This window comes from Pseudomonas sp. PA-5-4B (genome assembly GCF_021606215.1).
GTDB lineage: Bacteria > Pseudomonadota > Gammaproteobacteria > Pseudomonadales > Pseudomonadaceae > Aquipseudomonas > Aquipseudomonas edaphica.
This window is the reverse complement of record NZ_WKDB01000080.1, coordinates 1-26,305: the sequence shown is the minus strand read 5'-3', so window position 1 is coordinate 26,305 and position 26,305 is coordinate 1. Positions and strand designations below refer to the sequence as shown.

At 59.2% G+C, this 26,305-nt stretch carries 21 protein-coding genes and 1 pseudogene; 14 read left to right on the top strand and 8 right to left on the bottom strand.

Annotation, left to right across the window (positions count from 1 at the left end):
• Window positions 1-531 (bottom strand): NADPH-dependent FMN reductase (locus GIW28_RS26820; RefSeq protein WP_236490436.1); only part of this gene is annotated, 531 nt, incomplete at its 3' end.
• Window positions 532-759: 228 nt separating this feature from the next.
• Between GIW28_RS26820 and GIW28_RS26815 the strand changes: the two genes are divergently transcribed.
• On the top strand, window positions 760-996 hold the full coding sequence (locus GIW28_RS26815) for a hypothetical protein (RefSeq protein WP_017136925.1): 237 nt from the start codon (window positions 760-762) through the stop codon (window positions 994-996).
• Window positions 997-1,056: 60 nt separating this feature from the next.
• On the opposite strand, the gene GIW28_RS26810 is transcribed toward GIW28_RS26815, so the two are convergent.
• Entirely contained in the window at window positions 1,057-1,401 is a 345-nt protein-coding gene (locus tag GIW28_RS26810) for a hypothetical protein (RefSeq protein WP_026013696.1), read from the bottom strand.
• Between the two features lie 103 nt (window positions 1,402-1,504).
• Window positions 1,505-1,951 (bottom strand): type II secretion system major pseudopilin GspG, encoded by a 447-nt coding sequence (gene gspG / locus GIW28_RS26805; RefSeq protein ID WP_099549127.1) that lies wholly within the window; start codon window positions 1,949-1,951, stop codon window positions 1,505-1,507.
• A gap of 153 nt (window positions 1,952-2,104) precedes the next feature.
• Between gspG and GIW28_RS26800 the strand changes: the two genes are divergently transcribed.
• Both GIW28_RS26800 and GIW28_RS26795 read left to right on the top strand, forming a co-directional pair.
• Complete coding sequence (locus GIW28_RS26800) at window positions 2,105-3,010, top strand: LysR substrate-binding domain-containing protein (RefSeq protein ID WP_099549128.1); 906 nt, start codon at window positions 2,105-2,107, stop codon at window positions 3,008-3,010.
• Between the two features lie 155 nt (window positions 3,011-3,165).
• The gene (locus GIW28_RS26795; RefSeq protein WP_236447095.1) at window positions 3,166-7,383 is read left to right on the top strand and encodes a glycosyltransferase family 32 protein; all 4,218 of its coding nucleotides are present in this window, start codon (window positions 3,166-3,168) and stop codon (window positions 7,381-7,383) included.
• 49 nt (window positions 7,384-7,432) lie between these two features.
• Here the strand turns inward: GIW28_RS26795 and GIW28_RS26790 are convergent, their stop codons facing one another.
• The 5 genes from GIW28_RS26790 to GIW28_RS26770 all read right to left on the bottom strand — a co-directional run bounded on the left by GIW28_RS26790 (window position 7,433) and on the right by GIW28_RS26770 (window position 12,542).
• On the bottom strand, window positions 7,433-8,014 hold the full coding sequence (locus GIW28_RS26790) for a GNAT family N-acetyltransferase (RefSeq protein ID WP_026013697.1): 582 nt from the start codon (window positions 8,012-8,014) through the stop codon (window positions 7,433-7,435).
• 8 nt (window positions 8,015-8,022) lie between these two features.
• The gene (locus GIW28_RS26785) at window positions 8,023-10,278 is read right to left on the bottom strand and encodes an Orn/Lys/Arg decarboxylase N-terminal domain-containing protein (protein ID WP_170040260.1); all 2,256 of its coding nucleotides are present in this window, start codon (window positions 10,276-10,278) and stop codon (window positions 8,023-8,025) included.
• Between the two features lie 201 nt (window positions 10,279-10,479).
• Window positions 10,480-11,220 (bottom strand): DNA polymerase III subunit epsilon, encoded by a 741-nt coding sequence (gene dnaQ / locus GIW28_RS26780; protein WP_169987818.1) that lies wholly within the window; start codon window positions 11,218-11,220, stop codon window positions 10,480-10,482.
• A 79-nt stretch (window positions 11,221-11,299) separates the two neighbouring features.
• Window positions 11,300-11,752 (bottom strand): ribonuclease HI, encoded by a 453-nt coding sequence (gene rnhA, locus GIW28_RS26775; protein ID WP_017136932.1) that lies wholly within the window; start codon window positions 11,750-11,752, stop codon window positions 11,300-11,302.
• A 31-nt stretch (window positions 11,753-11,783) separates the two neighbouring features.
• Window positions 11,784-12,542, bottom strand: a complete 759-nt coding sequence (locus GIW28_RS26770; RefSeq protein ID WP_017136933.1) for a class I SAM-dependent methyltransferase — start codon at window positions 12,540-12,542, stop codon at window positions 11,784-11,786.
• Window positions 12,543-12,607: 65 nt separating this feature from the next.
• On the opposite strand from GIW28_RS26770, the gene gloB reads away from it, so the two are divergent.
• The 11 genes and pseudogenes from gloB to GIW28_RS26715 form a co-directional block, all read left to right on the top strand.
• Window positions 12,608-13,375 carry a hydroxyacylglutathione hydrolase gene (gene gloB / locus GIW28_RS26765; protein WP_236447093.1) on the top strand — a complete coding sequence of 256 codons (768 nt, stop codon included), beginning with the start codon at window positions 12,608-12,610 and terminating at the stop codon, window positions 13,373-13,375.
• 98 nt (window positions 13,376-13,473) lie between these two features.
• Entirely contained in the window at window positions 13,474-14,880 is a 1,407-nt protein-coding gene (locus GIW28_RS26760) for a transglycosylase SLT domain-containing protein (RefSeq protein WP_056859491.1), read from the top strand.
• A gap of 236 nt (window positions 14,881-15,116) precedes the next feature.
• Window positions 15,117-16,946 carry an extracellular solute-binding protein gene (locus GIW28_RS26755; RefSeq protein WP_017136935.1) on the top strand — a complete coding sequence of 610 codons (1,830 nt, stop codon included), beginning with the start codon at window positions 15,117-15,119 and terminating at the stop codon, window positions 16,944-16,946.
• On the top strand, window positions 16,943-18,775 hold the full coding sequence (locus tag GIW28_RS26750; RefSeq protein WP_236448047.1) for an extracellular solute-binding protein: 1,833 nt from the start codon (window positions 16,943-16,945) through the stop codon (window positions 18,773-18,775). The genes GIW28_RS26755 and GIW28_RS26750 overlap by 4 nt, the downstream gene beginning before the upstream one ends.
• Complete coding sequence (locus GIW28_RS26745; protein ID WP_017136937.1) at window positions 18,776-19,849, top strand: microcin C ABC transporter permease YejB; 1,074 nt, start codon at window positions 18,776-18,778, stop codon at window positions 19,847-19,849. It begins immediately after the preceding gene.
• A 1-nt stretch (window position 19,850) separates the two neighbouring features.
• The gene (locus tag GIW28_RS26740; protein WP_012723835.1) at window positions 19,851-20,870 is read left to right on the top strand and encodes an ABC transporter permease; all 1,020 of its coding nucleotides are present in this window, start codon (window positions 19,851-19,853) and stop codon (window positions 20,868-20,870) included.
• Window position 20,871: 1 nt separating this feature from the next.
• Window positions 20,872-22,482: an ABC transporter ATP-binding protein gene (locus GIW28_RS26735; RefSeq protein WP_236490435.1), complete on the top strand. Its 1,611-nt coding sequence runs from the start codon at window positions 20,872-20,874 to the stop codon at window positions 22,480-22,482.
• A 235-nt stretch (window positions 22,483-22,717) separates the two neighbouring features.
• Window positions 22,718-22,999 (top strand): peptidylprolyl isomerase, encoded by a 282-nt coding sequence (locus GIW28_RS26730; RefSeq protein WP_010210937.1) that lies wholly within the window; start codon window positions 22,718-22,720, stop codon window positions 22,997-22,999.
• A 130-nt stretch (window positions 23,000-23,129) separates the two neighbouring features.
• Window positions 23,130-24,992 carry an extracellular solute-binding protein gene (locus GIW28_RS26725; RefSeq protein WP_169987663.1) on the top strand — a complete coding sequence of 621 codons (1,863 nt, stop codon included), beginning with the start codon at window positions 23,130-23,132 and terminating at the stop codon, window positions 24,990-24,992.
• Window positions 24,992-26,050 (top strand): microcin C ABC transporter permease YejB, encoded by a 1,059-nt coding sequence (locus GIW28_RS26720; protein WP_138453618.1) that lies wholly within the window; start codon window positions 24,992-24,994, stop codon window positions 26,048-26,050. Before GIW28_RS26725 ends, GIW28_RS26720 begins: the two co-directional genes overlap by 1 nt.
• Window positions 26,050-26,305 (top strand): annotated as a pseudogene (locus tag GIW28_RS26715) (ABC transporter permease); the annotation flags it as partial. The gene GIW28_RS26720 and the pseudogene GIW28_RS26715, both read left to right, overlap by 1 nt.

The window sequence follows — 26,305 nt, the reverse complement described above, 5'->3', positions numbered from 1 at the left end:
ACCATACCCATCAATAAAAGCCTGCAAAAACGGCCTGGCCTTCTCCGACACCTTACCCGCCTCATCAAACACGCTCCCCGCCCCGCCCAGGTACGCTTCGGGCTGCTGCATGCAAGGTACATCCAGAAACACCAGCGACTGACGCAAATGATGGTTCGCCCCAAACCCACCAATAGCCCCCGGCGACACACTGATGATCGCCCCAGGCTTACCCCCATAGACACTTTGCCCATAAGGACGAGACCCAACGTCAATGGCATTCTTCAACGGGGCCGGCACGGAGCGGTTGTATTCCGGGGTCACAAACAACACCGCGTCGGATGAGCGTACTTGCTGACGGAAAGTACTGTAGGCTGCGGGCGGCGCAGTACCGTCGATGTCTTCGTTGTAGAGCGGCAAATCGCCAATTTCCACAATGTTCAACTTGAGGTTGGCAGGGGCCAGTTCGGCCAATGCCAACGCGACCTTACGGTTGATCGACTCTTTTCTAAGGCTGCCAACCAGGACGGCAATCGTATAGACCTTGCTCATTGAGGTTTTCCCGACATCTGACTAAAGGAGCCTTTAGTTATAGAGCCTTCGTGACGCGTTAACCAGCGGGTTTTGATAATCCCGAAGCTGTTTGCCACGCACTCACCAGCGTAGGAAGCGTCTGAAAACATCAACGAATAGTATTTTTTTCCCATAGGTAAACTACCCCGCTCCATGACGGTCTACAGAACCGCAAATCGAGTGTTTATCTCCAGAGGTTCTAAACAGATGGCTGCAGTACTTGTCGGACAGTTCCATGCCAGAGACGCGGAAGGACGCGTGTATTCGGTGCATGAGTTCCAGGAATCCAACCCGGCGCAGGACAGCCAGGCTGGCTCGACGCCTACCACCACCTACAAGCTGGCCATTGGCGACCGTGTAGAAAAATTGGAAGGCGATGAATTCAAATTAATCCAGTCGGGGACTATTATCGTCCGCGAATCGCAAACCACCCTCGCATCATAAGATCCCGCCTTATCGACCTGCTCAGTCCTGGCCATTACTGGCGTTGACTGGGCCGGGGGATCACGGCCGGCGCATCTGCGTTACCTCCACGTCCTGCTCACCGTCCAGCTGCTTGAGCGTTACCAGCAACCGCCCCCGCTCCCCTTCAACGGCATACAGCGAACGCTTGTAGCCCGGCGTGCCGTAAGCGGGATACGCCACCACCTGCCTGACCAGCGCAATCTCCAGCACAGCCCCCACCTGCTCGCTCACCTGTTCCTGGGAACGGATAAACGCCTCAAGGGCGTGGTTTTCCGGGGTGCGTTCGTCTTGATTATTGAGGAGATAAGCAGCCACGCAGCCAATGGTCACCAAGACCAGCAGCTGTTTGGCCCTTACCCCGAAAAACGTCGAGGGTAGAGGCATGTGAGACCAGACCTGTTGTTGTTTTAAGTGCCGGGTGAGCGGCATTGGTCGTTGATGATCAGATGCGTCATTCTAATCAGGTCGATGGGGAATGCCAGGTGATTCAGTGGTCGCCGTAGGTAATATCCTTGTTATCGCCGACGCCGCCCAGGGTTCGGTCCTTGCCGAATGAAAACAGGTCGAAGGGGGTGTTGGGCTGGGTCGCCGGGTAGTGGTACTGATAGGCAATGCCCCAAGGGTCGGTCAATAACTCATCCTTGACGTAGGGTCCTTTCCCATTGGCTGATACCGCAGGTTGCACGGTCAGCACCTCCAGGCCCTCCTCATCCGTAGGATAGCGGCCGGTATCCTGATGGAACTGCTCGACAGCCTTGCCCAGCTCAGCCACCTGCGCCTTGGCAGTGGCGATTTCCGTCAGCGTTACATCCCCAAACAAGCGCGGCCCCAGCGCCAAGGCCAACAAGCCAATAATGACCAGCACCACCAGCACCGCCCAGCGCGTGAAGCCGCGCTGGGTGAGTATTTTTCCGCTTAAGCGACTTGATGGCATGTTGAGGCTCCCCTTTCCCTCGATTGATACACTCGTTGTATACCCTGCCCGTGACAGTGACATACCCACTAACGGTAGCCAACACTCACCCATGCCTGTGCTCTTTTTTACCCAGGCATTGAAACCCCATCGCACTGAACATAGACTCCGGCGATGCGTTTACGTCATATCGAAGTGATTCAGGCCATCTTGCAGACCGGACATCTCGGCACCGCCGCCGAATGGTTGCAACTCCCCGTGGGCGATGTGGACGCAACCCTCAAGGACGCTGAGCAGCAATTGGGCTTCATGCTGTTCGCCAGTGTGCGCGGGCGCTTGCAAGCGACGCGCGAAACCCTTGAGCTGCAGGCTGAAATCGCCCACCTCTATGAAGCGCTGGAGCCGTTGCAACGCCTGGCCGGGCGCCTCAAACATCATCACGCCCCGCCCTTGCGCGCCTTGTGCACGCAGCCCTTGGCTAACCAATTGTTGCCGCAAAGCCTGGCTATGCTGCGCCGGCGCTTTCAGGACACACCGTGCACCCTGTCGAGCCAACCGACCCGGGAGATCGTCAGGAGCCTGCTGCTGCGCGAAGCCGACGTGGGCCTGAGCCTGCATGATCCGCAGCACCCACAAATCCAAAGCACCGTACTGGCCCAAGGCAAGCTGCAACTGCTCGCGCCCCATGGCTGGCTCAAACCCAAGCAAAAGTACATTGCACTGCAGGACCTGGCCGGGCAGTCAATGATCGGGCTGGAAGGTCACGACCCGCTAAGTCGTCTGCTGGACGCAAAACTGCAAGCCCTGCGCCCACTGCCGTTGGTGCAGACACGGGTGCAGACCTACCAGATGATGCGCAGCATGGTGGAGGCCGGAGCGGGTCTGGCGATTGTCGACCCGTTTACCGCCTTCGGCGCGCGGGAAGCTGGGCTGGATGCGTGCCCGTTATCGCCGCCGATGCCTGTGGTCCTTTACGCATTGACGTTGAAGGAATCTGAACCTGCTCCGGCGTTGAATGCACTGTTGGAAATCGTCGCCGACAAGGCCGAAACCTTGCTGACCGTTACTGCATCCACCTGACCCCGCCCTGCGCACCATCTAGTGCGCTTTCACCGACATAAATTCTAAAAACTCCCGCTGGAACCTTGTTCTAGAAGCGTCGCACTCACAGAAGCAGAAAGCACAGCCGAGTGCTTTCCACTGGACGACATACTCTAAACAAGGAAGCGTTTTCTATGACTACCCTCCATTCTGTCCTTACTGATCGAGCCCTTCAAAACCCTGCCAGTCTCAACCCACCGCAGGACGCCGGTGCGTTAACTAGCGCTCAACCGAATTCGATTGAAGCCTCAGCCAACGATGCAACCCCTGGCACCCTGGACAACCCGGCAGCGCTTAAAAAAGCTTTTGCCGATCGGTGTAACTGGGAAACCCTGGCGGCAAAACTGCGCACAAGCCTGGAAGAACTGCACGCCGCCTTCCCGCCCCCCCTTTCCAGTGAGCAACAAAGCCTGCTCGAAGGCCGGCTGACGTCGCACTGGAATAGCGCCTCAATACCGGTCTGTGAAGGCTCCAGCTACTATCAAAAGCACAATCTGGCGCCGACCAGCATCGTCAAATTGGGCACATACCTCAGCGGCAGCGATTTGCCCCTGCCCAAAACCCTGAACGCGTTGCAGGCCCTTTATCAGCTAGCGACAAAGCACGTTCAGACCCCGCCCCTGGGCAACTTCAGCGGCGCGCTGTCCTGGCCGATCCCGCTCTCGGCGCAAGACAAACAAGCCATCATCGACCTGCTGAACGCTCCTGACTCAACGCTGCCGGAACTGCCACTGACTGATCCAAAAGGCGTGCTGGGCTATCTGTTGTCCGCGTGCGAGTTGTCCAGCAATGATTTCAAATTCACCAGCAGCGCAGTAGAAACGCTGCTGGGATCGGCCAAGGCGCAAGCGCTGGGCCAGGCCATTCAAACCCGGTTGGGCGGCATTGCAACGAACACCAGCGTCAATGACTATTTGTTGGCTGCGATTCATCTGGGGCTGAATCCCCAATCCGTGGGCACTCCGGCGCGTAACCGCGTTGCCGGCTTTGATCTTGGGCAACGCCAGCATTGGTACCGACCGGCCACGGTCGTCATCGAGGGTTTGAGCCGTCATCTGGTGGCAACAGGCCGAGCCTCTGCGGCATCGGCTCAACTGGCGGCCCGCATGTTGTTGGCCCACTGCGCCCCTGAATACCTGGTCAAGGACATTCCGGCGAGCGTGACCTACGGCAGCATTCCCTGGACACAGTTGACGATCGCCGCCGCCAAGCTGGAAGCTGAATCGCCGGGGCGCACACTCACAATGACCTACAGCGAAGTGCTCGCCGCCGCAGAGGGCATCGACATCGGCACACCGCTCTCGCAGCATATCCATCGCGAAGCGTTGCACAATTGGGGTGAAGTCAAAGGCTACTTGAATGCAGGCACGACGCCCGACGACACGCAGATGCACACTGTGCAAAGTACCTTTAGCGCCCAGCAGCAAACCTTGCAAGACATCAGCCGGGCACTCGCAACCCCCATCCCGATGCGTGAAAACCTGGGAATGGATCTGCTCAGGGAGAAATTTCCAGGCATATCCGATGAGGTCTTCAAGGCGAAAAACCTCACGAAAGCCCGACTGATCGAAGGACGCCCCGGTCGCTTCCCCGGAACATATTCAATGCTCGATGTCGTCATGCACGGCGACAAAGTCAATAATGATGACAGCGAACATTGGGTCACCAATGACAAGCGTATCCCCATCAAGCAATTTTGCGCGCTTTCCGATAGCGGCGAACTTTCCGTCGCAGACACCTTTACCCAACGCTACACATCGGCCATAGCAGAGTTGGAAAAAGGCCACTCGGGGATGACCCAATACCTGATTTCGACGGTGCCACCCGAAGATAAAGAAAACTTTGATGATGGAAAACTCGAGTTTTTTCATACCGACAGCTACCTCATCGGCCTCGATTTCTCGACCAAAAGCCTGATCCAAAAAGGCCATACGCTGGATGTGAAAACCACCCGTGGAGGACAGGTCAATATTTACCGCATCGATACACGCGCCGGGACCATTTCCAAACACAATTACCTGGCTCACATTTACTCGCCACCCTACACCCGGCTCGATAATCGAGACGCCAACACACTGCATAGAACCGTACGATTCAACCCGTTCGAAGACGAGCATGCCGAGCAGGCCAAGGAAAAGCCGGCGACCACAGTAACACCACAGGTCTTCGATTCAGACCGCACCCGCTACATCGCCAAAATACTCACCAAACGCATGGACTTGCAGGGCGATGAGCTACTGCAACATGCCCGAGGAACAACGTCTTACGACAAAACCAGTGCCGCCAACAAGGCCATCGGGGAGTTTTTCCTGAATATGATTCCGTTCAGGTCTGCGATTGTTAACTTCACGCAGGGCAATATCGGTGAGGGTTTGCTTGACCTTGGCATGGACGTGATCGGTCTGGTGACTCTGGGCGCCGGCAAGGCAGCACATGCGAGTAAAGCCCTCGCCAAAGGCGTGGCCGGCCTCAAGGGTGCAGCAAGAACCGCCCGGTTTCTGGGTACCGTCGCAATCGACGCGCTCAACCCGTTGGGCGGTGCGGGCGATTTGCTCAAAGGTATCAGCCGCTGGACCTGGTCCAAGGGAAAGAGCGTATTCAATACCCTCAAGGGCGCCAGCGGCAACTACGACGTGCTCAAAGCCGCCAGCACACAGCATGGCTTGGTTGCCATAGGCACCTCCAGGGTTGCTGGTGAAATGCTGGAAGGTGATGCGTTGTTCCAGGGCGGTAAATGGTATGCCTTCGATGCAGCCAAGGGGCGTCCCTACGGTTCACCGTTGAAAGATTTCCAGCCTGCGGCGGCGGCGGCCGGTGAGAGCGTCATAGTCTTTGATAGAACCTCGCTGCTTGAATATGAGGCCATCGTTTCCCCGGACCTGCTGCAGGTTAAAGGCTTGCAGGCGAATATCTACGTCGGCCCGAACAACAAAGAATATATAAAAGTCAACGGCAAGCTCTATCAGTCCACCATCAAGGATGGCCAGCGGGTTATCCAACACCCCAGTGCCGCCCGAGACAACATTGTGGTCCGGGACCTGGGCAGCGCCGGCTGGGAGCCTCGCGCCACTACCAATCGCTTATTGGGTGGTAACTCCCCGTCACCCTGGAAACTCGATGAAAACACCTACGTCGTACCGGTAGACGACGTAAAAATAACCACGGGTTCCTCATACCCCTTCACCATCAATTACCGAGGCATGAACTATGTCACCACCTTTGATACCAAGGTGGGTGCCTGGATGGCCGGTTCGGGTAACGCCAACGGCGTCACCACCGAGTACTTCTGGAGAAGCGCAAAGAACAAGTGGCAGATGGGACCCTTGGAGGAATATAAAAATGCCCAGAAGATCCCCGAGCACAACTTCAGGTTTATCGATGCAACCCCACCGGCTATCTTGCAGAAGTCCAGCAATATCAGGCCCATCCCAACCAACATTCACTACTTCTGGGCCGGCGGCGAAATACCCGACAAGCTGATCAAGAATATCGCGACCAACGCCGAAAAAATGCCCGGTTTCAAATCCATTGTGCACGTCGACGCCGACACGCCAGAGTTGCTGCAGACCATCAAGCTCAAGCTGGAAAAGGATGCGCCCGGCGTCACCATCATGAATTTGCATGAAGAAGACTTTTTCCAACCCTTGAAGAACACCGAACTGTACGCCTACTTCCGCAGAGGCCAAGGAAAAAACCTTGCCGCCACTTCCGATGTAGCTCGCTATCCGTTGATGAATAAATATGGTGGCATTTATCTCGACACCGACGACACCATCAAAGGCGCGGTGGGATCCGCCGGTTTGAACGCGGGCGACTCGGATATGCTGCTCAGCAAACCAGTCGCTCACAAAATCACTGACTACAAACCCTTCTACAACACCAGTAACTTCGCCACGCAACCGGATAACCCGGTGGTCACCGAAATGATCGCCGAGATGAACCGGCGCTTCACTGAAAACAAAGCGTATTTTTCGGCCAACCGCCCGACACTTTCCAGAGAGGTCAACGGCGGGCTCACCTACACTTCAGATTTTCTGGAGTACGAAGGCAGGATCTTTGAGACCGTCGGCCCGAACCTGTTTGACGATGTACTGAGGTCCAAGCGACCGGACATTTACGATGCGGGATTCGATGGAATGAGCAAAGAAAAAATGCAGCAGGTCAAACACGGCGCGGTGCCCGGTATACCGTTCAGCCTGGAAGACGACATTCACCAGTACTACGCCAATAAAGGCCTGAGTGAGCCGGATGGGCTAAAACAGAGTCTGGAGCAAGCCAAGAAGCACTACCGCTCACTCCGTGACCAGTTGCAGGTTACCATTGGTGCCGAACATTCGTGGATCGATTCATGACTTAGCCTGCCGCACCTCAACGCGGCCTGAACGCCAGGGGCAAGGGCATTCAGGCCGTCTGCCGCTCAGACGTGAACAACCGATACCAGAAAATTGCCACTTCGCGGGTTTGCGGGTCAATCCCGCGATAGCGCAATTGATCGATCCCACCCATCACATACCCGCAGCGCTCATACAAACGGCAAGCGCCGAGGTTATTGTTCTGGGTTTCGAGCATCATGCCCGGCAAGTTCTTCTTGCGGCTCCAGAACTGCGCCACATCCAGCAATGCCTTGGCTACACCATGGCGCCGTGCAGGCATGGCCACCGCCAGCTCGTCGACATGGGCAAAACCATTCCAGTTGGTGCTGACCACAATGTGCCCCACCGCGCGATCATCCAGGTACGCCATAAAAATCGCACTGTCGGGAGCATCGCGGAAACTGGCGAACTCTTCCGGGTCGATGCCGTAACACTTGCGGTACGGCAGAATGCGCTCCAGCGCCCATTGGTCGACGCGCTTGCCCATCTCCGGTACGCCATAGGCGCTGACCTCAAAGCTGAAATCATTGCCCCACACGTAGGCGTCAAAGCCTTCGTCGGCGACCCGAACGCTGAGCCCCGGATACTTCGGGTTCATTACAGCTTGCATAAACATCCTTAACCCTTGATGCAATCGACGGTGTAACAACGACCACTGCCGTCATCTTCGTGTTGCAACCCATGAACATCGGCGACAAAACCGGGGAAACTGCTATCGAACGTACGGGCAAATGCCAGATAGTCGATGATCGAGCGTGTCGACTCAGTAAAGCGCTCGCCCGGCATGATCAACGGGATGCCCGGCGGATAAGGCACCAGCATCACGGCTGCGATGCGTCCTGGCAAGGCGTCAATGGAAACGGCTTCGACTTCACCCCTGACCAGTTGGTCGTAGGCATCGGCCGGTTTCATCGCAATTTCCGGCAACACGGTGTACATCCGCTTGAGGTGCTTGGCGGTGGCGTTGCTGCGGTAACAACTATGCAATTGGTCGCACAGGTCACGCAAACCCAGGCCTTGATAACGTGCCGGGCCTTCTTTGAACACCGAGGGTAAACAACTGGCCAGGCTGGCATTGGCGTCGTAGTTGCGCTTGAACTCCAGCAATTCGGTGAGCAAGGTACTCCATTTGCCTTTGGTAATGCCCATGGAGAACAACACCAGGAAGGAATACAAACCGGTCTTTTCCACCACCAGCCCCCGTTCCCAGAGGAATTTGCTGACCACTGCGGCGGGAATTCCGCAGTCGCTCAAGGCGCCACCGGCGTTGAGGCCGGGCATCACCAAGGTGACTTTGATCGGGTCCAGCAACACATAGTCTTCGGCCACATCGCCAAAGCCATGCCAGTCATCCTGCGGGTGCAACAGCCAATCCGCGGTGGCGACCCGGTCGATGCCGGCCACCGACGGTGGTTGCCAGATGGAGAACCACCAGTCTTCGGCAGCAATATGCTGGCGCAGGTTGGCCAGGGCACGGCGAAAGCTCAGGGCTTCGTCGAACATCTCCTGCAACAGCGAGCGCCCGGCCGGGCCTTCCATCATCGCCGAAGCCACATCCAGCGAGGCGATGATGCTGTATTGCGGCGAAGTGGAGATGTGCATCATGAAGGCTTCGTTGAAGCGGTCGCGGTCCAGCTGGCGCGCGCCACCGTCCTGCACGTGGATCATCGACGCCTGGCTAAAGGCCGCGAGCAATTTGTGGGTCGAGTGGGTAGTGAATACCAGCGGGCTGTCCGGTGTGCGCGAGGTGCCCATGCCATAACGCCCGGCAAAGAATTCGTGAAAGGCCGCGTAGGCGTACCAGGCCTCGTCGAAGTGCAACACCTCGACACTGTTGCCCAGTTGCTGTTTGATCAGTTCGGCGTTGTAGCACAGGCCGTCATAGGTGGAGTTGGTGACCACCGCCAGTTTCACTTTCGCCGGCCGGCCACGGGTCAAGGGGCTGGCTTCAATTTTGGCGCGGATCGACTCGGGGCTGAATTCGCTTAAGGGGATTGGGCCGATAATCCCCAGTTCATTGCGCTCCGGGCACAGGTACAGCGGGATCGCGCCGGTCATGATGATCGAATGCAGCACCGACTTGTGGCAGTTTCGATCCACCAACACCAAGTCATCGCGCCCGACCATGGAATGCCAGACGATCTTGTTGGCCGTCGAGGTGCCGTTGATCACAAAGAACGTGTGATCGGCGCCAAAGTTACGCGCCGCGCGGGCTTCGGCTTCGGCCAAGGGCCCGGTGTGATCGAGCAATGACCCCAGCTCCGGCACCGACACGGACAAGTCCGAACGCAGGGTGTTTTCGCCAAAGAATTGATGAAACGCCTGCCCCACCGGGCTTTTGCGATAAGCCACACCTCCGCCATGGCCGGGGGTGTGCCAGGAATAGTTGGAGTCGGCCGTGTGCTGCACCAGCGCTTTGAAGAACGGCGGCAACAAGCCATCAAGGTAGGCGCGTGCAGCGCGAGCCACTTGGCGGGCCAGAAACGGCACGGTGTCTTCGAACAGGTACAGAATGCCGCGCAGTTGGTTGAGCTCGCTCATGGCATCGGCCGGCGCGTTTTCCAGGGTGACCTGCTCGCCCAGGGCAAAGATCGGCAGGTTGGGCGCCCTCACCCGCGCCAGGCGAATCAGCTCGACCATGTTTTGCAGCAGGTGGGTGTTTTCGCCAGCGCCCTCGGCGGCAATCAACATGCACGCCAGGCCATGATGGGTAGAAGCCACCAATCGGCCTTCGGCGTAATCCACCGCAGAAAAAATACTGAAGCCCTCTTGTTCCAACTCCCTGGCGATGCCTCTGACCCGATCACCGGCAACGGTGTCGGCCTTGATGTCACGGTGCACGATAAGAACAGGGAACTTCAGGTCTTTGTACATGAGTGCTTTGAGTCCTGAGGGCTATGCACTCAGGGTAGAAGCTGGGAGGGGATGTGGCGAATGAAGATTTTACAGACGACGCAAATCTACTGTGGGAGCTGGCTTGCCTGCGATGCAGGCACCTCGGTACTTCAGGCACACCGAGTTGATGCCAACACAGGCAAGCCAGCTCCCACATTTTTTAATCGTGTTCAGCCGTGATTATTGCTGAGTCAGTTGCGACCACAACGCCGGCGCGCCCGCCGACTTGGCAATCGCTTCCAGGCGCGCCGCATGCTCAGCCAGATCCTGCTCGCTGGCACGGATGATGGTGGTCGGCTTGCGATCCGCCGCCAAACGGCGGATTTCCGAAGGACGGTTGCCCGAACCTTCCGCCGAGCCGCTGCCATCGGAAGCATTACCGGCCAGGGACAGGCTGGTCTGCCCGCCGGTCATGGTCAGGTAAACGTCGGCGAGAATCTCGGAATCGAGCAAGGCGCCGTGCAATTCACGGCCAGAGTTATCAACCCCATAACGTTTGCACAACGCATCCAGGCTGTTGCGCTGGCCGGGGTGACGCTCACGGGCCATCATCAAGGTATCGAGAATCGAGCAGTGCTGGGAGATATCCGCACGCTCGGTCTGCCCCATCAAGGCAAACTCGTTATTGATGAACCCGACGTCGAACGCCGCGTTATGGATGATCAGTTGAGCGCCGTTGATGAACTCGAAAAACTCGTCAGCCACTTCAGCAAAGCGCGGCTTGCCCTTGAGGAATTCATCCGTAATACCGTGGACGCCAATTGCGCCCTCGTCACTGTCACGATCCGGTTGCAGGTAGACGTGAAAGTGACGCCCGGTGAGGCGGCGACCCATCAATTCGACACAGCCGATTTCAATGATCCGGTGACCATCGGTCACCGGCATGCCGGTGGTTTCGGTATCGAGTACAACAGATCGGATGGCCATCAGGGTTCAGCTCTCAACGGTGGTGTGCAGTGTGGTGTGAATCAAGGGGCGCGATGTTAACACGTCAGCCGGCTCAGCTCTGTTTGTAGCCCCGAACTTCATCCACGCCACGGTTGGCCAATTGATCGGCGCGCTCGTTGCCCGGGTGGCCGATGTGGCCGCGTACCCATTTCCAGGTGATGTCATGGCGGTTGCATTGCTCATCGAGGAGTTGCCACAGGTCGGCATTCTTTACCGGCTCTTTGGCCGCGGTTTTCCAGCCGCGCTTCTTCCAGTTGACCATCCACTCGTTGATGCCCTTCATCACGTATTGCGAGTCGGTCACCAACAGCACGTCACAGCGACGCTTGAGTTCTTCCAGGCCGCGAATGGCGCCCATCAGCTCCATGCGGTTGTTGGTGGTGTTGGCTTCGCCGCCCCACAGTTCCTTCTCCACACCTTTGCACACCAGCAACGCGCCCCATCCGCCGGGGCCAGGGTTGCCCTTGCAGGCGCCATCGGTGAAGAGTTCTACGGTATCGGTCATCAGTTGCTCGGTCTTCAATCAAAAAGAGGGGTTACGGTTCGCTCTGCTTGCGGTTGACCTTGGCCATCGGCATCGGCACCAGCTTGCCCATGGGCTGACGCGCGACCTGCCGCACCGGCCGCAGCCCGACCACGATCTTGCGCGCGACCAATAAATAGAAGCCACCGCCCGACAGTTGCCAGGCACCCGCCCGGCGCTCCCAGCCGGCCAGCCGTCCTTGCCACTTGGCAGACGCAAGCGGCGGACGATAGCACCCGAAGCGGCGTTTCTCCAGCGCGAAGCCCAGCAGGTTCAACCAGTCGCCCACCCGCGACGGCGCGATGCAGCGCGCCTGGCGCAGGCCGTCATGGGCGAACACATGGCGCAGGCCCCAACTGCTCCAGGGGTTGATGCCGATGATCAGCAAATGGCCACCTGGGCGCACGCTGCTGGCGGCCTCGCGCAGCAAACCGTGGGGCGACAGGCAGAAATCCAGGCCGTGCTGCAGCACCACTACATCGGCGGCATGTTCGCTCAGCGGCCAGGCCTGTTCCTCGCACACAATCTCGACCCCAGGCAACGGCGCGCCCAGGCGCACATTGCGTTGCACCTGCGGCGCAGCGGGCGGCGTCTGGGCCGACGGGCCGTAGTGCACCAGGTAGCCACCAAAGAACCGGCCCAGCTCGTCTTCGAGCATGCGCCGCTCTTCGTCCAGCAAAAATTGCCCGATCGGCCCGGACAGCCAATCACGGGCTGCGCTGATCAGGGCCAGCCATTCAGGATCGGCCTGGGCGAACGCTTTATCAGTCATTGCATTCTCCAATTCGCCTAGACGTTCTAAGATGCACCAAAGTGTTCAGCTTGGCGAATCGAAGAATGATACAGATCAGTGCCCTGCCCGCCTTCACCGATAACTACATCTGGTTGTTACAAGACCCTGATACCCTACGCTGCGCCGTGGTCGACCCCGGCGATGCCGCGCCGGTGCTGGCCTGGCTCAAGCAAAACCCTGGGTACAGGCTCAGCGACATCCTGATCACCCACCACCACCATGATCATGTCGGCGGCGTCGAACGGCTCAAACATGAAACCGGCGCCAAGGTTTACGGCCCGGCGAACGAAAAGATCCCGGCGCGGGACGTGGCCCTGCACGATAACGCGCGCATCAACGCGCTCGGCTGGGACTTCGACGTTTATAGCGTGCCCGGCCACACCCTCGGCCATATCGCCTATTACCACCAGGGCGTGCTGTTTTGTGGCGATACCCTGTTTGCCGCCGGCTGCGGGCGCCTGTTCGAAGGCACCCCGGAACAAATGCACGCCTCGCTAGCGCGCCTGGCCGCCCTGCCCGCCGACACGCTGGTGTACTGCACCCATGAGTACACGCAAAGTAACCTCAAATTTGCCCACGCCGTGGAACCGGACAATGCCGATATCGCCGAACGCGTCGAGACCGTCAAGCAATTGCGCGCCCGTGGTGAAATGACACTTCCCTCCAACCTGGCCCTGGAAAAACGTACTAACCCTTTCCTGCGTACCGCCGAAACATCCGTTAAACAAAAAGCGGACGAACGGAACGGTCGCGACAACCGCACTGGGGCCGAGGTGTTTGCTAGCTTGAGGGCTTGGAAAGATAAGTTCTAAGCGGATGCAATCTGATACGGAATTTCTGAATGGTTGACCGGAACCAAAGCGCTTTCTAGAATCGCCCGACATTTTTGCCCGGAACTTACTTCCAGCCAATGTCGTCATCTATTCGTAAATCCATTTCTTCAGACGCATTGACCCGCCTGGCTCAAGCCGTGGCGGTGGCCGTTTCCGCGACTCTGGCGGGCTGCCAATCGACCAATTTCGCTGCACAATCCACCGTGCAACCCAAACCCAATCTTGCTGCCAAGATCAAGCAAAAACCTATTTGGCTCTCAGAGAAGCCTAGCCCCGAAGTGCCCCAGGATGTCTGGGAACGCATGCGCCGGGGCTTTCAATTGCAGGACGGCCTGGGTGTGAACCCGCGCATCGAGCAACAACGCTTGTGGTTCGCCAGCAACCCGTCCTTTTTAGAGAACGCCGGAGAACGCGGCAGCCTCTACATTCATTACATCGTCGAACGCCTTGAAGAACGCAACATGCCCCTGGAGCTGGCGCTGCTGCCAGTGATCGAAAGTGCCTACAACCCGATGGCCTATTCGCGCAGCGATGCGGTCGGCCTGTGGCAGTTCATCCCCTCCACCGGGCGCTACTTCAACCTGCGCCAGACCCGCGCCTACGACGGCCGCCGCGATATCACCGCCTCCACCACCGCCGCCCTGGACTATCTGACGCGTCTGCATGACATGTTCAACGGCGACTGGCTGCTGGCCCTGGCGGCCTACAACGCCGGCGAAGGCACGGTCAGCCGGGCCATCGAGCGCAACGAAAAGCTCGGCCTGCCCACCGACTACTGGAACCTGCCCCTGCCCCAGGAAACCAAGGACTACGTGCCCAAGTTCCTGGCGCTGTCCCAAGTGGTGCTGGCCCCCGAGGCCTATGGCGTCAACCTGAGCCCGATTGCCAACACGCCGTACTTCGAAGTGGTTGAAGTCAAGCAAAGCATGGACCTGTCCCGGGTTGCCGCGCTGGCCGAGATCGACGAAGACGAACTGTTCCAGCTCAACCCGGCCCTGAAACAACGCACCACCCTGGACGGCCCGCAGCATTTGCTCGTGCCAAGCTCCAAGGCGCAGTTGCTCACCAGCACCCTTTCGACGATGAAGCCCGAAGAATTGCTGGCGATGCGCCCGAAAAAGCAGGTGTTCGACGAAGTTGAGAGCACACGGGTGGCCGGGCGTACCCGCAACTACAAGGTCCGCAGTGGCGACAACCTCACGCTGATCGCCAAGGCGAACAAGGTCGATGTACATGACCTGCAGCGCTGGAACAAACTCAATGGCCAGGCCCTAAAGGTCGGCCAGACCCTGGTGATGCAGGACACCCGCAAACTGGTGGCCAGCAGCAAGAAACCGGTGCAGTACAAGGTCAAGAAAGGTGACTCGCTGTACATCGTCGCCAAGCGCTTCAACGTCGAGATGCAACATCTCAAGCGTTGGAACCCGCGTACTGGCCAGGCACTCAAGCCAGGCCAGATGCTGGTGGTTTCCGGGCCTAGATAAAGTCCCGTGGGGACTGGCTTGTGTGGGAGCTGGCTTGCCTGCGATGCAAACACCTCGGTGTGTCAGGCACACCGAGTTGATACTATCGCAGGCAAGCCAACTCCCACATTTGATCTTCACCCAATCCGATACCTTCCCAACCCTGACCCCAGTGTTTTCAGCGACCTTTTTCCAACCGGAACAAGCTGTTACTGTACCGATCATAAAGCCCAAGCCGCCTGGATCGGATCTCTGACTTGAAGCGTCCCCTCCTTCTACTAATAAGTCTGGCCTTGAGCTTTGCTGCGAACGCGACGATTACCGAGAGCCACGGTTACACGCAGTTCGGCACACTCAAGTACCCGGCCAAATTCACCCACTTCGACTGGGTAAACCCTGCAGCGCCCAAAGGCGGGACATTGCGGGTCATGGCATTTGGCACCTTCGACACCCTCAACCCCTACACCTTCAAGGGCACCAGCCCGGTTTCCACGCCCAATTTCCTGCAATACGGCGTCAACGAGCTGAACGAGCCGCTGATGGTCGGCACCGGCCAGTACGCGCCGTCCGGTGACGAGCCCACCTCCAGCTACGGGCTGATTGCCCAATCGGTGGAGTACAGCGAGGACCGCAGTTGGGTGGTGTTTAACCTGCGCCCGGAAGCGCGCTTCCATGATGGCAAGCCGATCACCGCTTATGACGTGGCATTTTCCTATCGCACCCTGCTCACCGAAGGCCACCCGCAGTACCGCACCAACCTGCAGGAAGTGGCGCGGGTCGACATTCTCAACCGCCATCGCATCCGTTTTGTGTTCAAACGCGCCGGCAACCCACTGCTGATCCTGCGCCTGGGCGAACTGCCGGTTCTGCCCCAGCATTACTGGAAGAACCGCGACTTCAAGGCCACCACCTTCGAGCCGCCTTTGGGCAGCGGGCCGTATCGCATCACCAAGGTCACCCCGGGCCGCCAGCTGGTGTTCGAGCGGGTCAAGGATTACTGGGGCAAAGACCTGCCGGTCAACCAGGGGTTCTACAACTACGACAAGGTCGAAGTGGAGTTCTACCGCGACAGCGACGTGGCCTTCGAAGCCTTCAAGGCCGGTGAATTCGACCTCTATATCGAACACCAGGCCAAGAACTGGGCCACTGGCTACAACTTCCCCGCGGTCAACCGCGGCGACGTGATCAAGGCGCAGATCGCCCACCAGATCCCGACCCAGAGCCAGGGCTTGTTCATGAACACGCGGCGGCCGATCTTCAGCCAGACCAAAGTGCGTGAAGCCCTGGGGTTGATGTTCGATTTTGAATGGACCAACCGCACCCTGTTCAGCAGCGCCTATAAACGCACGCTCAGTTACTACCCCAACAGTGAGTTTTCTGCGACCGGCGTGCCAGTGGGGCATGAATGGCTGATGCTCTCGCCCTACCGCGACCAGTTGCCGCCCAACCTGTTCACTCAAGCCTTCAGCCTGCCGCAGACCGACGGCCGCGGCATCCCGCGCGAGACGTTGCGCCGCGCCCTGGCCTTGCTCGGCGAAGCGGGCTGGAAACTCTCAGACCAGCGCCTGCTCGACAGCAAGGGCCAACCGCTGCGCTTCGAGATTCTGCTGGTCAACCCGAACCTTGAACGCATCCTGCAGCCCTACGTCGAAAACCTCAAAAGTATCGGCATCGACGCGCGCCTGCGCACGGTTGACCGGGCGCAATACAAGCAGCGCCTGGATCAGTTCGACTACGACATGATCCTGATCACCCTCAACCAGACCTTGAGCCCGGGCCTTGAGCAGTGGCAGTACTTCCACTCCAGCCAGGCGGCCATCAAGGGCAGCAAAAACTACGCCGGCATCGCCAACCCGGTGGTAGACCACCTGCTCGACCAACTGCTGGCGGCGCAGACCCGCGAAGAACAATTGGCCGCCGGCCGCGCCCTCGACCGGGTGCTGCTGTGGCAGCACTACAGTATTCCCAACTGGTACCTCAACTATCATCGCTTGGCGTACCGCAACCGGTTCGCCTTTGTCACCACGCCGCCCTATAGCCTGGGTTTGAGCGCGTGGTGGCTGAAAGCTTCGGAGAAAGCCCAATGATGACCTTGCGCACCGCCCTGTTTGGCGCCTTGTTAGCGTGCGGCGCAGCCAATGCCGCGCCGCAACATGCGCTGACCCTGTACAGCGAGCCACCCAAGTACCCCGCCGACTTCAAGCATTTCGACTATGTAAACCCCGACGCGCCCAAGGGCGGCACCTTCCGTGAATCGAGCATGGGCGGCTTCGACAGCCTCAACCCCTACATCAGCAAGGGCGTGCCCGCAGACAACCTGCCGCTGATCTACGACACCCTGGCCATGCAAAGCCTGGACGAGCCCGTCACCGAATACGGCCTGGTGGCCGGCAAGATCGAAAAGGCTCCGGACAACAGCTGGGTGCGCTTCTACCTGCGCCCCGAAGCGCGCTTCCATGATGGCCATCCGATCCGGGCCGAAGACGTGGTGTTCACCTTCCAGGCGCTGATCAAGGACGGTTCGCCGCTCTACCGCAACTACTACGCCGACGTCGACGAAGTGGTCGCCGAAGACCCGCTGCGTGTGCTGTTCAAGTTCAAGCGCACCAATAACCGTGAATTACCGTTGATCCTCGGCCAACTGCCGGTATTGCCCAAGCATTGGTGGGCAACGCGCGACTTTGCCAAGGGCAACCTGGAAATACCGCTGGGCAGTGGCCCGTACAAGGTTGCCGAGGTCAAACCCGGGCGCATGGTGCGCTATGAGCGGATCAAGGATTACTGGGCCAAGGACCTGCCGGTAACCCAGGGCTTCTACAACTTCGACAACCGCATCACCGACTACTACCGTGACAGCACCGTGGCCCTGGAAGCCTTGAAAGCCGGGCAGTTCGACTATTGGCTGGAGTTCAGCGCCAAGAACTGGGCCAACGCCTACAACATTCCGGCCGTGGCCCAGGGTCGGTTGATCAAGGAAGAAATTCCCAACGGCAATCCCACCGGCATGCAAGGGTTTGTGTTCAATACGCGCAAGCCGATGTTCCAGGATGTGCGGGTACGCAAGGCCATCAGCCTGCTGCTGGATTTCGAGTGGAGCAACAAACAGCTGTTCAATGGCGCCTACACCCGCACCCGCAGCTACTTCGAAAACTCGGAAATGGCCGCCACCGGCCTGCCCGGCCCGGCGGAAACCGCCATCCTGGCGCCGTTTCGCGACAAGATCCCTGCCGAAGTCTTCACCCAAGCCTTCGAGCCGGCCAAGACCGACGGCAGCGGCATGATCCGCACCCAGCAGCGTGAGGCTTACCAGCTGTTGCAGGAGGCTGGCTGGAAGATCGTCGACGACAAAATGGTCGACACCACCGGCAAACCGGTGACCATCGAATTCCTGCTTGCCCAGACCGAGTTTGAGCGGGTATTGCTGCCATTCAAGCGCAACCTGGCCGACCTCGGAATCAACCTGGTGATCCGCCGCGTTGACGTTTCGCAGTACATCAACCGCCTACGTTCGCGGGACTTCGACATGCTGGTGGGCAGCTTCCCGCAGTCCACCTCGCCGGGTAACGAGCAGCGCGAATTCTGGTCGTCCGCCGCCGCCGACAAATCCGGCAGCCGCAACTACATGGGTCTCAAGGATCCGGTGGTCGACCAACTCGTCGAAGAACTGATCAACGCCGACTCGCGCCAAAGCCTGGTCGACCACGCCAAGGCGCTGGATCGGGTCTTGCAGTTTGGCTACTACGTGATCCCCAACTGGCACATCAAGACTTACCGCGTGGCGTACTGGGATCACTTGGGTCACCCCAAAGTCCCGCCACGCTACGACGTCGGCACGGCCACCTGGTGGGCCAAACCTGAAGTCAAACCTGCCGTCGACACTGTCAAGAGCGCCGATCCGGCGAGCGGAGGCGATTAAATGCTGGCCTATATTGTTCGCCGCCTGTTGCTGATCATCCCCACGCTGTTCGGGATCCTGCTGATCAACTTCATCATCATCCAGGCCGCCCCCGGTGGCCCGGTGGAGCAGATGATCGCCAAACTCGAAGGGTTCGACGGCGCCACCAGCCGCATTGCCGGTGGCGGCGCCGAGGTCTCGGTGGCCGGCTCCAGCTACCGCGGCGCCCAGGGCCTGGACCCGGCGCTGATCAAGGAAATCGAAAAGATGTACGGCTTCGACAAGTCGGCGCCGGAACGCTTGTGGATCATGGTCAAGAACTACGCACGGCTGGATTTTGGCGACAGCTTCTTTCGCGACGCCAAGGTCATCGACCTGATCAAGGAAAAGATGCCGGTGTCCATCTCCCTCGGGTTATGGAGCACGCTGATCATGTACCTGGTGTCGATCCCGCTCGGTATCGCCAAGGCTACCCGGCACGGCAGCCACTTTGACGTGTGGACCAGCTCGGCAATCATCGTCGGCTATGCCATCCCGGCGTTTTTGTTCGCGATTTTGCTGATCGTGGTGTTTGCCGGCGGCAGTTACCTGGACTGGTTCCCCTTGCGCGGGCTGACCTCCAACAACTTCGAAGAACTAAGCTTAGGCGGCAAGATTCTCGACTATTTCTGGCACCTGGCCCTGCCCGTCACCGCGCTGGTCATCGGCAACTTCGCGACCATGACCCTGCTGACCAAAAACAGCTTCCTCGACGAAATCAACAAACAGTACGTGGTCACCGCCAAAGCCAAAGGCCTGACCAACCACCGCGTGCTCTACGGCCATGTGTTTCGTAATGCCATGCTGCTGGTGATTGCCGGTTTCCCCTCGGCATTTATCGGGATTTTCTTCACCGGTTCGCTGTTGGTCGAGGTGATCTTTTCCCTCGATGGCCTGGGCCTGATGAGCTTTGAAGCGGCGATCAACCGCGATTATCCGGTGGTGTTCGGCACGCTGTTTATCTTCACCTTGCTGGGGCTGATCGTGAAGCTGATCGGCGACCTCACCTACACCCTGGTCGATCCGCGTATCGACTTTGCCAGCCGGGAGCATTGAGATGAACCTGTCCCCCCTCAATCGCCGCCGGTTCGAGCGTTTCAAAGCCAACAAACGTGGCTGGTGGTCGCTGTGGCTGTTCCTGATTCTGTTCGTGCTCAGCCTGGGCGCCGAGTTGATCGCCAACGATAAACCGCTGGCAGTCCATTACGACGGTGGCTGGTATTTCCCGGCGCTTAAACGCTACCCGGAGACCACGTTTGGCGGCGAATTCCCGCTGGAGGCCAACTACAAAAGCCCGTATATCCAGGAACTGCTCAAGGCCAAGGACGCCTGGACGCTGTGGGCGCCCATCCCGTTCAGCTACCAGAGCATCAACTACGACCTGAAAGTACCCGCGCCAGCGCCGCCGTCTTCGGTGAACCTGCTGGGCACCGACGACCAGGGCCGCGATGTGCTGGCGCGAGTGATCTACGGCTTTCGTGTGTCGGTGCTGTTTGCCCTGACGCTGACCGTGCTCAGCTCGATCATCGGCGTCATCGCCGGCGCCTTGCAGGGCTTCTATGGCGGCTGGGTCGACCTGGCCGGCCAGCGTTTCCTGGAGATCTGGTCGGGTTTGCCGGTGCTGTACCTGCTGATCATCCTCGCCAGCTTTGTGCAGCCCAACTTCTGGTGGCTGCTGGGCATCATGTTGCTGTTTTCGTGGATGAGCCTGGTGGACGTGGTGCGCGCCGAGTTCCTGCGCGGGCGCAACCTGGAATATGTGCGTGCCGCCCGAGCGCTGGGCATGCAGAACGGCGCGATCATGTTCCGGCATATCCTGCCCAATGCCATGGTCTCGACCATGACGTTCATGCCGTTCATCCTCACCGGTGCCATTGGCACCCTCACCGCCCTGGATTTTCTCGGTTTCGGCCTGCCGGCCGGTTCGCCGTCCCTGGGCGAACTGGTGGCCCAGGGCAAATCCAACCTGCAAGCGCCGTGGCTGGGCATGAGTGCGTTTGCCGTGTTGGCGATCATGTTGAGTTTGCTGGTGTTTATCGGCGAGTCCGCTCGCGATGCCTTCGACCCGAGGAAATGAGATGAATCAGGACAATCTGATCGAAGTCCGCGACCTCTGCGTCGAGTTCGTCACCGGCGAGCATCACCATCGCGTGGTCAACAATGTCAGCTTCGATATCAAGCGCGGCGAAACCCTGGCGCTGGTCGGCGAAAGTGGCTCGGGCAAATCGGTGACCGCCCACTCGATCCTGCGCCTGTTGCCCTACCCGCTGGCGCGGCACCCGGCCGGCACCATCAGCTATTCCGGGCATGATCTGCTGACCCTCAAAGAGAAAACCATCCGGCATATTCGCGGCAACCGCATTGCGATGATCTTCCAGGAGCCAATGACCTCGTTGAACCCACTGCATTCGATCGAGAAGCAGATCAACGAAGTGCTCGGCCTGCACAAAGGCCTGACCGGTAAAGTCGCGACCCGGCGCACCCTGGAACTGCTTGAACTGGTGGGCATCCCCGAGCCGCACAAGCGCCTCAAAGCCCTGCCCCACGAACTGTCCGGCGGCCAGCGCCAGCGGGTGATGATCGCCATGGCCCTGGCCAACGAGCCCGAACTGCTGATCGCCGACGAACCGACCACGGCCCTCGACGTCACCGTGCAATTGAAGATCCTGGAACTGCTCAAAGAGCTGCAGGCCCGGCTGGGCATGGCATTGCTGCTGATCAGCCATGACTTGAACCTGGTGCGGCGCATCGCCCATCGTGTGTGTGTGATGCAGCAGGGTTGCATCGTTGAACAGGCTGATTGCGAGACGCTGTTTCAGTCGCCCCAGCACCCTTACACCCAGGAACTGCTGGCGGCGGAGCCCAGCGGTGGGCCAGCCAGTAACGAGGTCGGGCCGCCACTCCTGGAAGTCGACGACCTGAAGGTCTGGTTCCCGATCAAAAAGGGCTTTTTGCGCAACACCGTCGATTACGTCAAGGCGGTGGACGGCATCAACTTCAGCCTGCCCCAGGGCCAGACGCTGGGCATCGTCGGTGAAAGCGGCTCGGGCAAGTCCACCCTGGGCCTGGCGATTTTGCGCTTGATTGCCAGCAAAGGCGGGATTCGCTTTGAAGGCCAGCAGCTTGACCGCTTGACTCAGCAACAGGTGCGCCCGCTACGGCGGGGGATGCAGGTGGGGTTTCAAGACCCGTTCGGCAGCTTGAGCCCGCGAATGTGTGTGAGCGAGATTGTTGGCGAAGGCTTGCGTATCCACAAAATGGGCACGCCGGCCGAGCAGGAACTGGCGATTGTTGCAGCGCTCAAGGAAGTGGGCCTGGACCCGGAGTCGCGGCATCGTTACCCCCATGAGTTTTCCGGCGGGCAACGTCAACGCATCGCCATCGCCCGTGCCTTGGTGCTCAAGCCCCGCTTGATACTGCTCGATGAACCGACGTCCGCGCTGGACCGCACGGTGCAGCGGCAAGTGGTGGAATTATTGCGGGGGCTGCAGGCCAAGTACAACCTGACGTACCTGTTTATCAGCCATGATTTGGCGGTGGTGAAGGCCTTGAGTCACCAGTTGATGGTGGTCAAGCATGGGCAGGTGGTGGAACAGGGGGACGCGGCGGGGATCTTTGCGGATCCGCAGCATGCTTATACGCGGCAGTTGTTGGAAGCTGCGTTTTTGGTGCCTGCTGTTGTGGTTTGATCGTGTACATATCCGTTATTTAGGTAACGGCGGCCTATGGTTCCGCTCTTACAGCGGGTCACTTTTGCAGGGCGTGCCAAAAGTGACCCGCCGTAAGGGCGGAACCCTAAGTGGCCGTTACCGCAGCAACGGATATGTACTCAATCAACCCAACCCACCACAAGATGGAACTTTGCCAACAAAAAACCACCTGAATCCGGTAGGCTCACCCTTTTTACTTCAAGGAGTTACCCCCATGGCCAAAGCCACCGCCCGCCACATCCTCGTTTCCACCGAAGACAAGTGCAACGAACTCAAGGCCCAGATCGAAGGCGGCGCCGATTTCGCAGAAATCGCCAAAGCCAACTCCAGCTGCCCATCCAGCCGCGACGGTGGCAACCTGGGTTCGTTCGGCCCAGGCCAGATGGTCAAGGAATTCGACACCGTTGTCTTCAGCGCCCCCGTCAACACCGTGCAAGGCCCGGTAAAAACCCAGTTCGGCTACCACCTGCTGGAAGTCACCAGCCGCCAGGACTGATCCCGTACGCGCTGATGCTATAAACAACGGCCCGCCTTTTGGTGGGCCGTTGTGCATCAAGTGACTGGCAACCCATAAGCCGTTAACGTACAAATCCCTATTACTGTTCACCCGGCGCTCAAGGCTGATAATGCGATTGGTTTTTTCCACAAAACTCTTCAGCTCCACCCTGGCCCTGCTACTGGCCAGCACCGCCGTGATCGCGGCCCCGCAAACCTACCTCACGGTCTACGGCGAACCGGCCAAGTACCCCACCGGCTTCACCCATTTCGACTACGCCAACCCCAACGCGCCCAAAGGCGGCAGCCTGCGACGCTCAGCCATCGAAATCGGGCGCTTCGACCATGTATTGCCGTACATAGACAAAGGCATCGGCGTCTCCCAGGTCGACGGCTGGCTCTACGCCCCGCTGGCCCAGCGCTCCCTGGATGAGCCCTACACCGTTTACGGCCTGGTCGCTGAAAAAATGGAACGCGCCGACGACGGCCTGTCGCTGCGCTTCTACCTCAACCCCAAGGCACGCTTTGCCGATGGCACGCCGATCACCGCCGAAGATGTACGCTACAGCTTCGACCTGCTGATGACCCAAGGCAGCCTGCGCTTTCGCACCCTGTTCGCCGACGTCAAACACGTCGAAGTCGAAGGCGAGCGCCAGGTGCGCTTCGACTTTTCCAGCAATGAAAACCGCACCCTGCCTCTGGATATCGCCACCCTGCCGGTATTCCCCGAGCATTGGTGGAAAACCCGCGACTTCGCCAACGGTGGCGGCTACGAAGCGCCGCTGGGCAGCGGCCCGTACAAAATCAGCAAAATCGACTCCGGCAGCACCATCACTTTCACCCGCGACCCCGACTGGTGGGGCAAGGACTTGCCCGTCAGCCGGGGCCTGTACAACTTCGACCACTTGAGCCTGGAGTACTTCGGCGACACCGAGGTGGCCCGACAGGTGCTGCGTGGCGGCGCCTATGACTTCAACCGCGAGTTCTCCGCTACGGGCTACTCCATCGGCTACAACGGCCCGGCCCTCGACGATGGCCGCCTGCAACGTGCGCACTTGGCCAAGGAGATGCCGCAACCGGCCCAGGGCTACGTGTTCAACGTGCAAAAACCGATGTTCAAGGACCGCCGCGTGCGCCAGGCGCTGGCGATGCTGTGGGACTTCGAATGGGCCAACCGGCAGATGATGCGCAATATGTACATCCGCCAGCAGAGCTTCTTCTCCAACAGCCCGCTGGCTGCAAGCCAACCGCCGACCCCAGAGGAACTGGCGATTCTTGAGCCACTGCGCGGCCAGGTGCCGGACGAAGTGTTCACCCAGGTGTTCAAGGCGCCGGTCACCGACGGCAGCGGCATGATCCGTGACAAACAGCTGCAAGCCCTGGCACTGCTGGAAGCCGCCGGCTGGACACCCAAGGGCGACAAGCTGGTCAACGCCGACGGCGAGCCACTGGAGTTCACCTTCCTCAATGCCCAGGCCGGCCTTGAGCGCCTGTTGCTGCCGTACAAGCGCAACCTGGCGCAGATCGGCATCACCCTGAATATCCGCCGCATAGACTCGTCCCAGTACGTCAACCGCATCATGGCCCGCGACTACGACATGATCGTCATCGGCTTCCCGGTCACCACGTCGCCAGGCATGGAGCTGTACAACTACTTCGGCTCGCAGGCCGCCTACGACCCTGGTGCGAACAACTACATGGTGCTCAAAGACCCCGCCGTCGATACCCTGATCAGCGGGCTGGTCAAAGCCAACACCCAGGCGCAGATGCTCACCTATGCCCATGCCCTGGACCGCGTGCTGCAATGGAATTACCTGTGGATCCCCAACTACTACCCACCGGGCACCTCGGCCGCGTGGTGGAACCGCTTTGGTCGTCCAGCCATCGAGGCCAAGAACGACGAAGCGCTGGAAACCTGGTGGGAAATCAGCTCCACACCACTGACGAATGAGCAAATGAACGCCGAGTTGAAAAAACGCGGAGGAACGCGCTGATGTTTGCCTATATCGTGCGGCGCCTGCTGCTGATTATCCCCACGCTGGTGATCATCCTGCTGGTCAATTTCGTGATCGTGCAGGCCGCGCCCGGCGGCCCGGTTGAACAAGCCATTGCCCACCTGCAGGGCATCGGTGGCGGCGGCATCGGCGGTGGTGGTGGCGAAGCCGTCAACGGCTCGCGCGCCAGCCGTGGCCTGGACCCCAAATTGATCAAGGACATCGAAAAGCAATACGGCTTCGACAAGCCCGCGCCGGAACGTCTGTGGCTGATGCTCAAGAACTACGCCCAACTGGATTTCGGTAACAGCTTCTTTCGCGGCAAAAGCGTGATCGACCTGATCCTGGAAAAAATGCCGGTGACCATTTCCCTCGGTTTATGGGCCACCTTGATCACCTATCTGGTGTCGATCCCCTTGGGGATTCGCAAGGCCGTGCGCCACGGCAGCAGCTTTGACGTGTGGAGCAGCACCGCGATTGTCATCGGCTATGCGATGCCGGCCTTCCTGTTTGCGATGTTCCTGATCGTGCTGTTCGCCGGTGGCACCTCGCTGAACTGGTTCCCGGTGCGCGGGCTGGTCTCGGAGAACTTCGACGAACTCAGCACAATCGGCAAAATTGCCGACTACTTCTGGCACCTGGTGTTGCCCGTCACCTCGTTGGTGATCGGCGGGTTCGCGACGCTGACCATCCTCACCAAAAACTCATTCCTGAATGAAATCACGCGCCAATACGTGGTCACCGCCCGTGCCAAGGGCTTGAGTGAACGCCGGGTGCTCTACGGCCATGTGTTTCGCAACGCCATGCTGCTGGTGATCTCGGGGATTCCCCAGGCATTTATCAGCGTGTTTTTTGCCGGTTCCCTGTTGATCGAAGTGATCTTTTCCCTCGATGGCCTGGGCCGCATGAGCTACGAAGCCGCCGTATCCCGCGACTACCCGGTGGTCTTTGGCTCGTTGTTTATCTTCACCCTGTTCGGGCTCTTGATAAAACTCATCGGTGACCTCTGCTACACCCTGGTGGACCCGCGTATCGACTTCGCCGCGAGGAACGCCTGATGCTTAATCTGTCTCCGGTGGCCCGTCGGCGTTTCGAGCGCTTCAAGAAGAACCGCCGTGGCTGGTGGTCGCTGTGGCTGTTTATCGGCCTGTTTATCCTGACCCTGGGCGGCGAGTTGATCGCCAATGACAAACCCTTGGTGCTGAGCTTCAAGAACGAGCTGTATTTCCCGGTGTTCAAGCGCTACACCGAGCAACAGTTCGGCGGCCAGTTGCCCTTCCAGGCCGACTACCGCAGTGACTACGTGCAAAAGC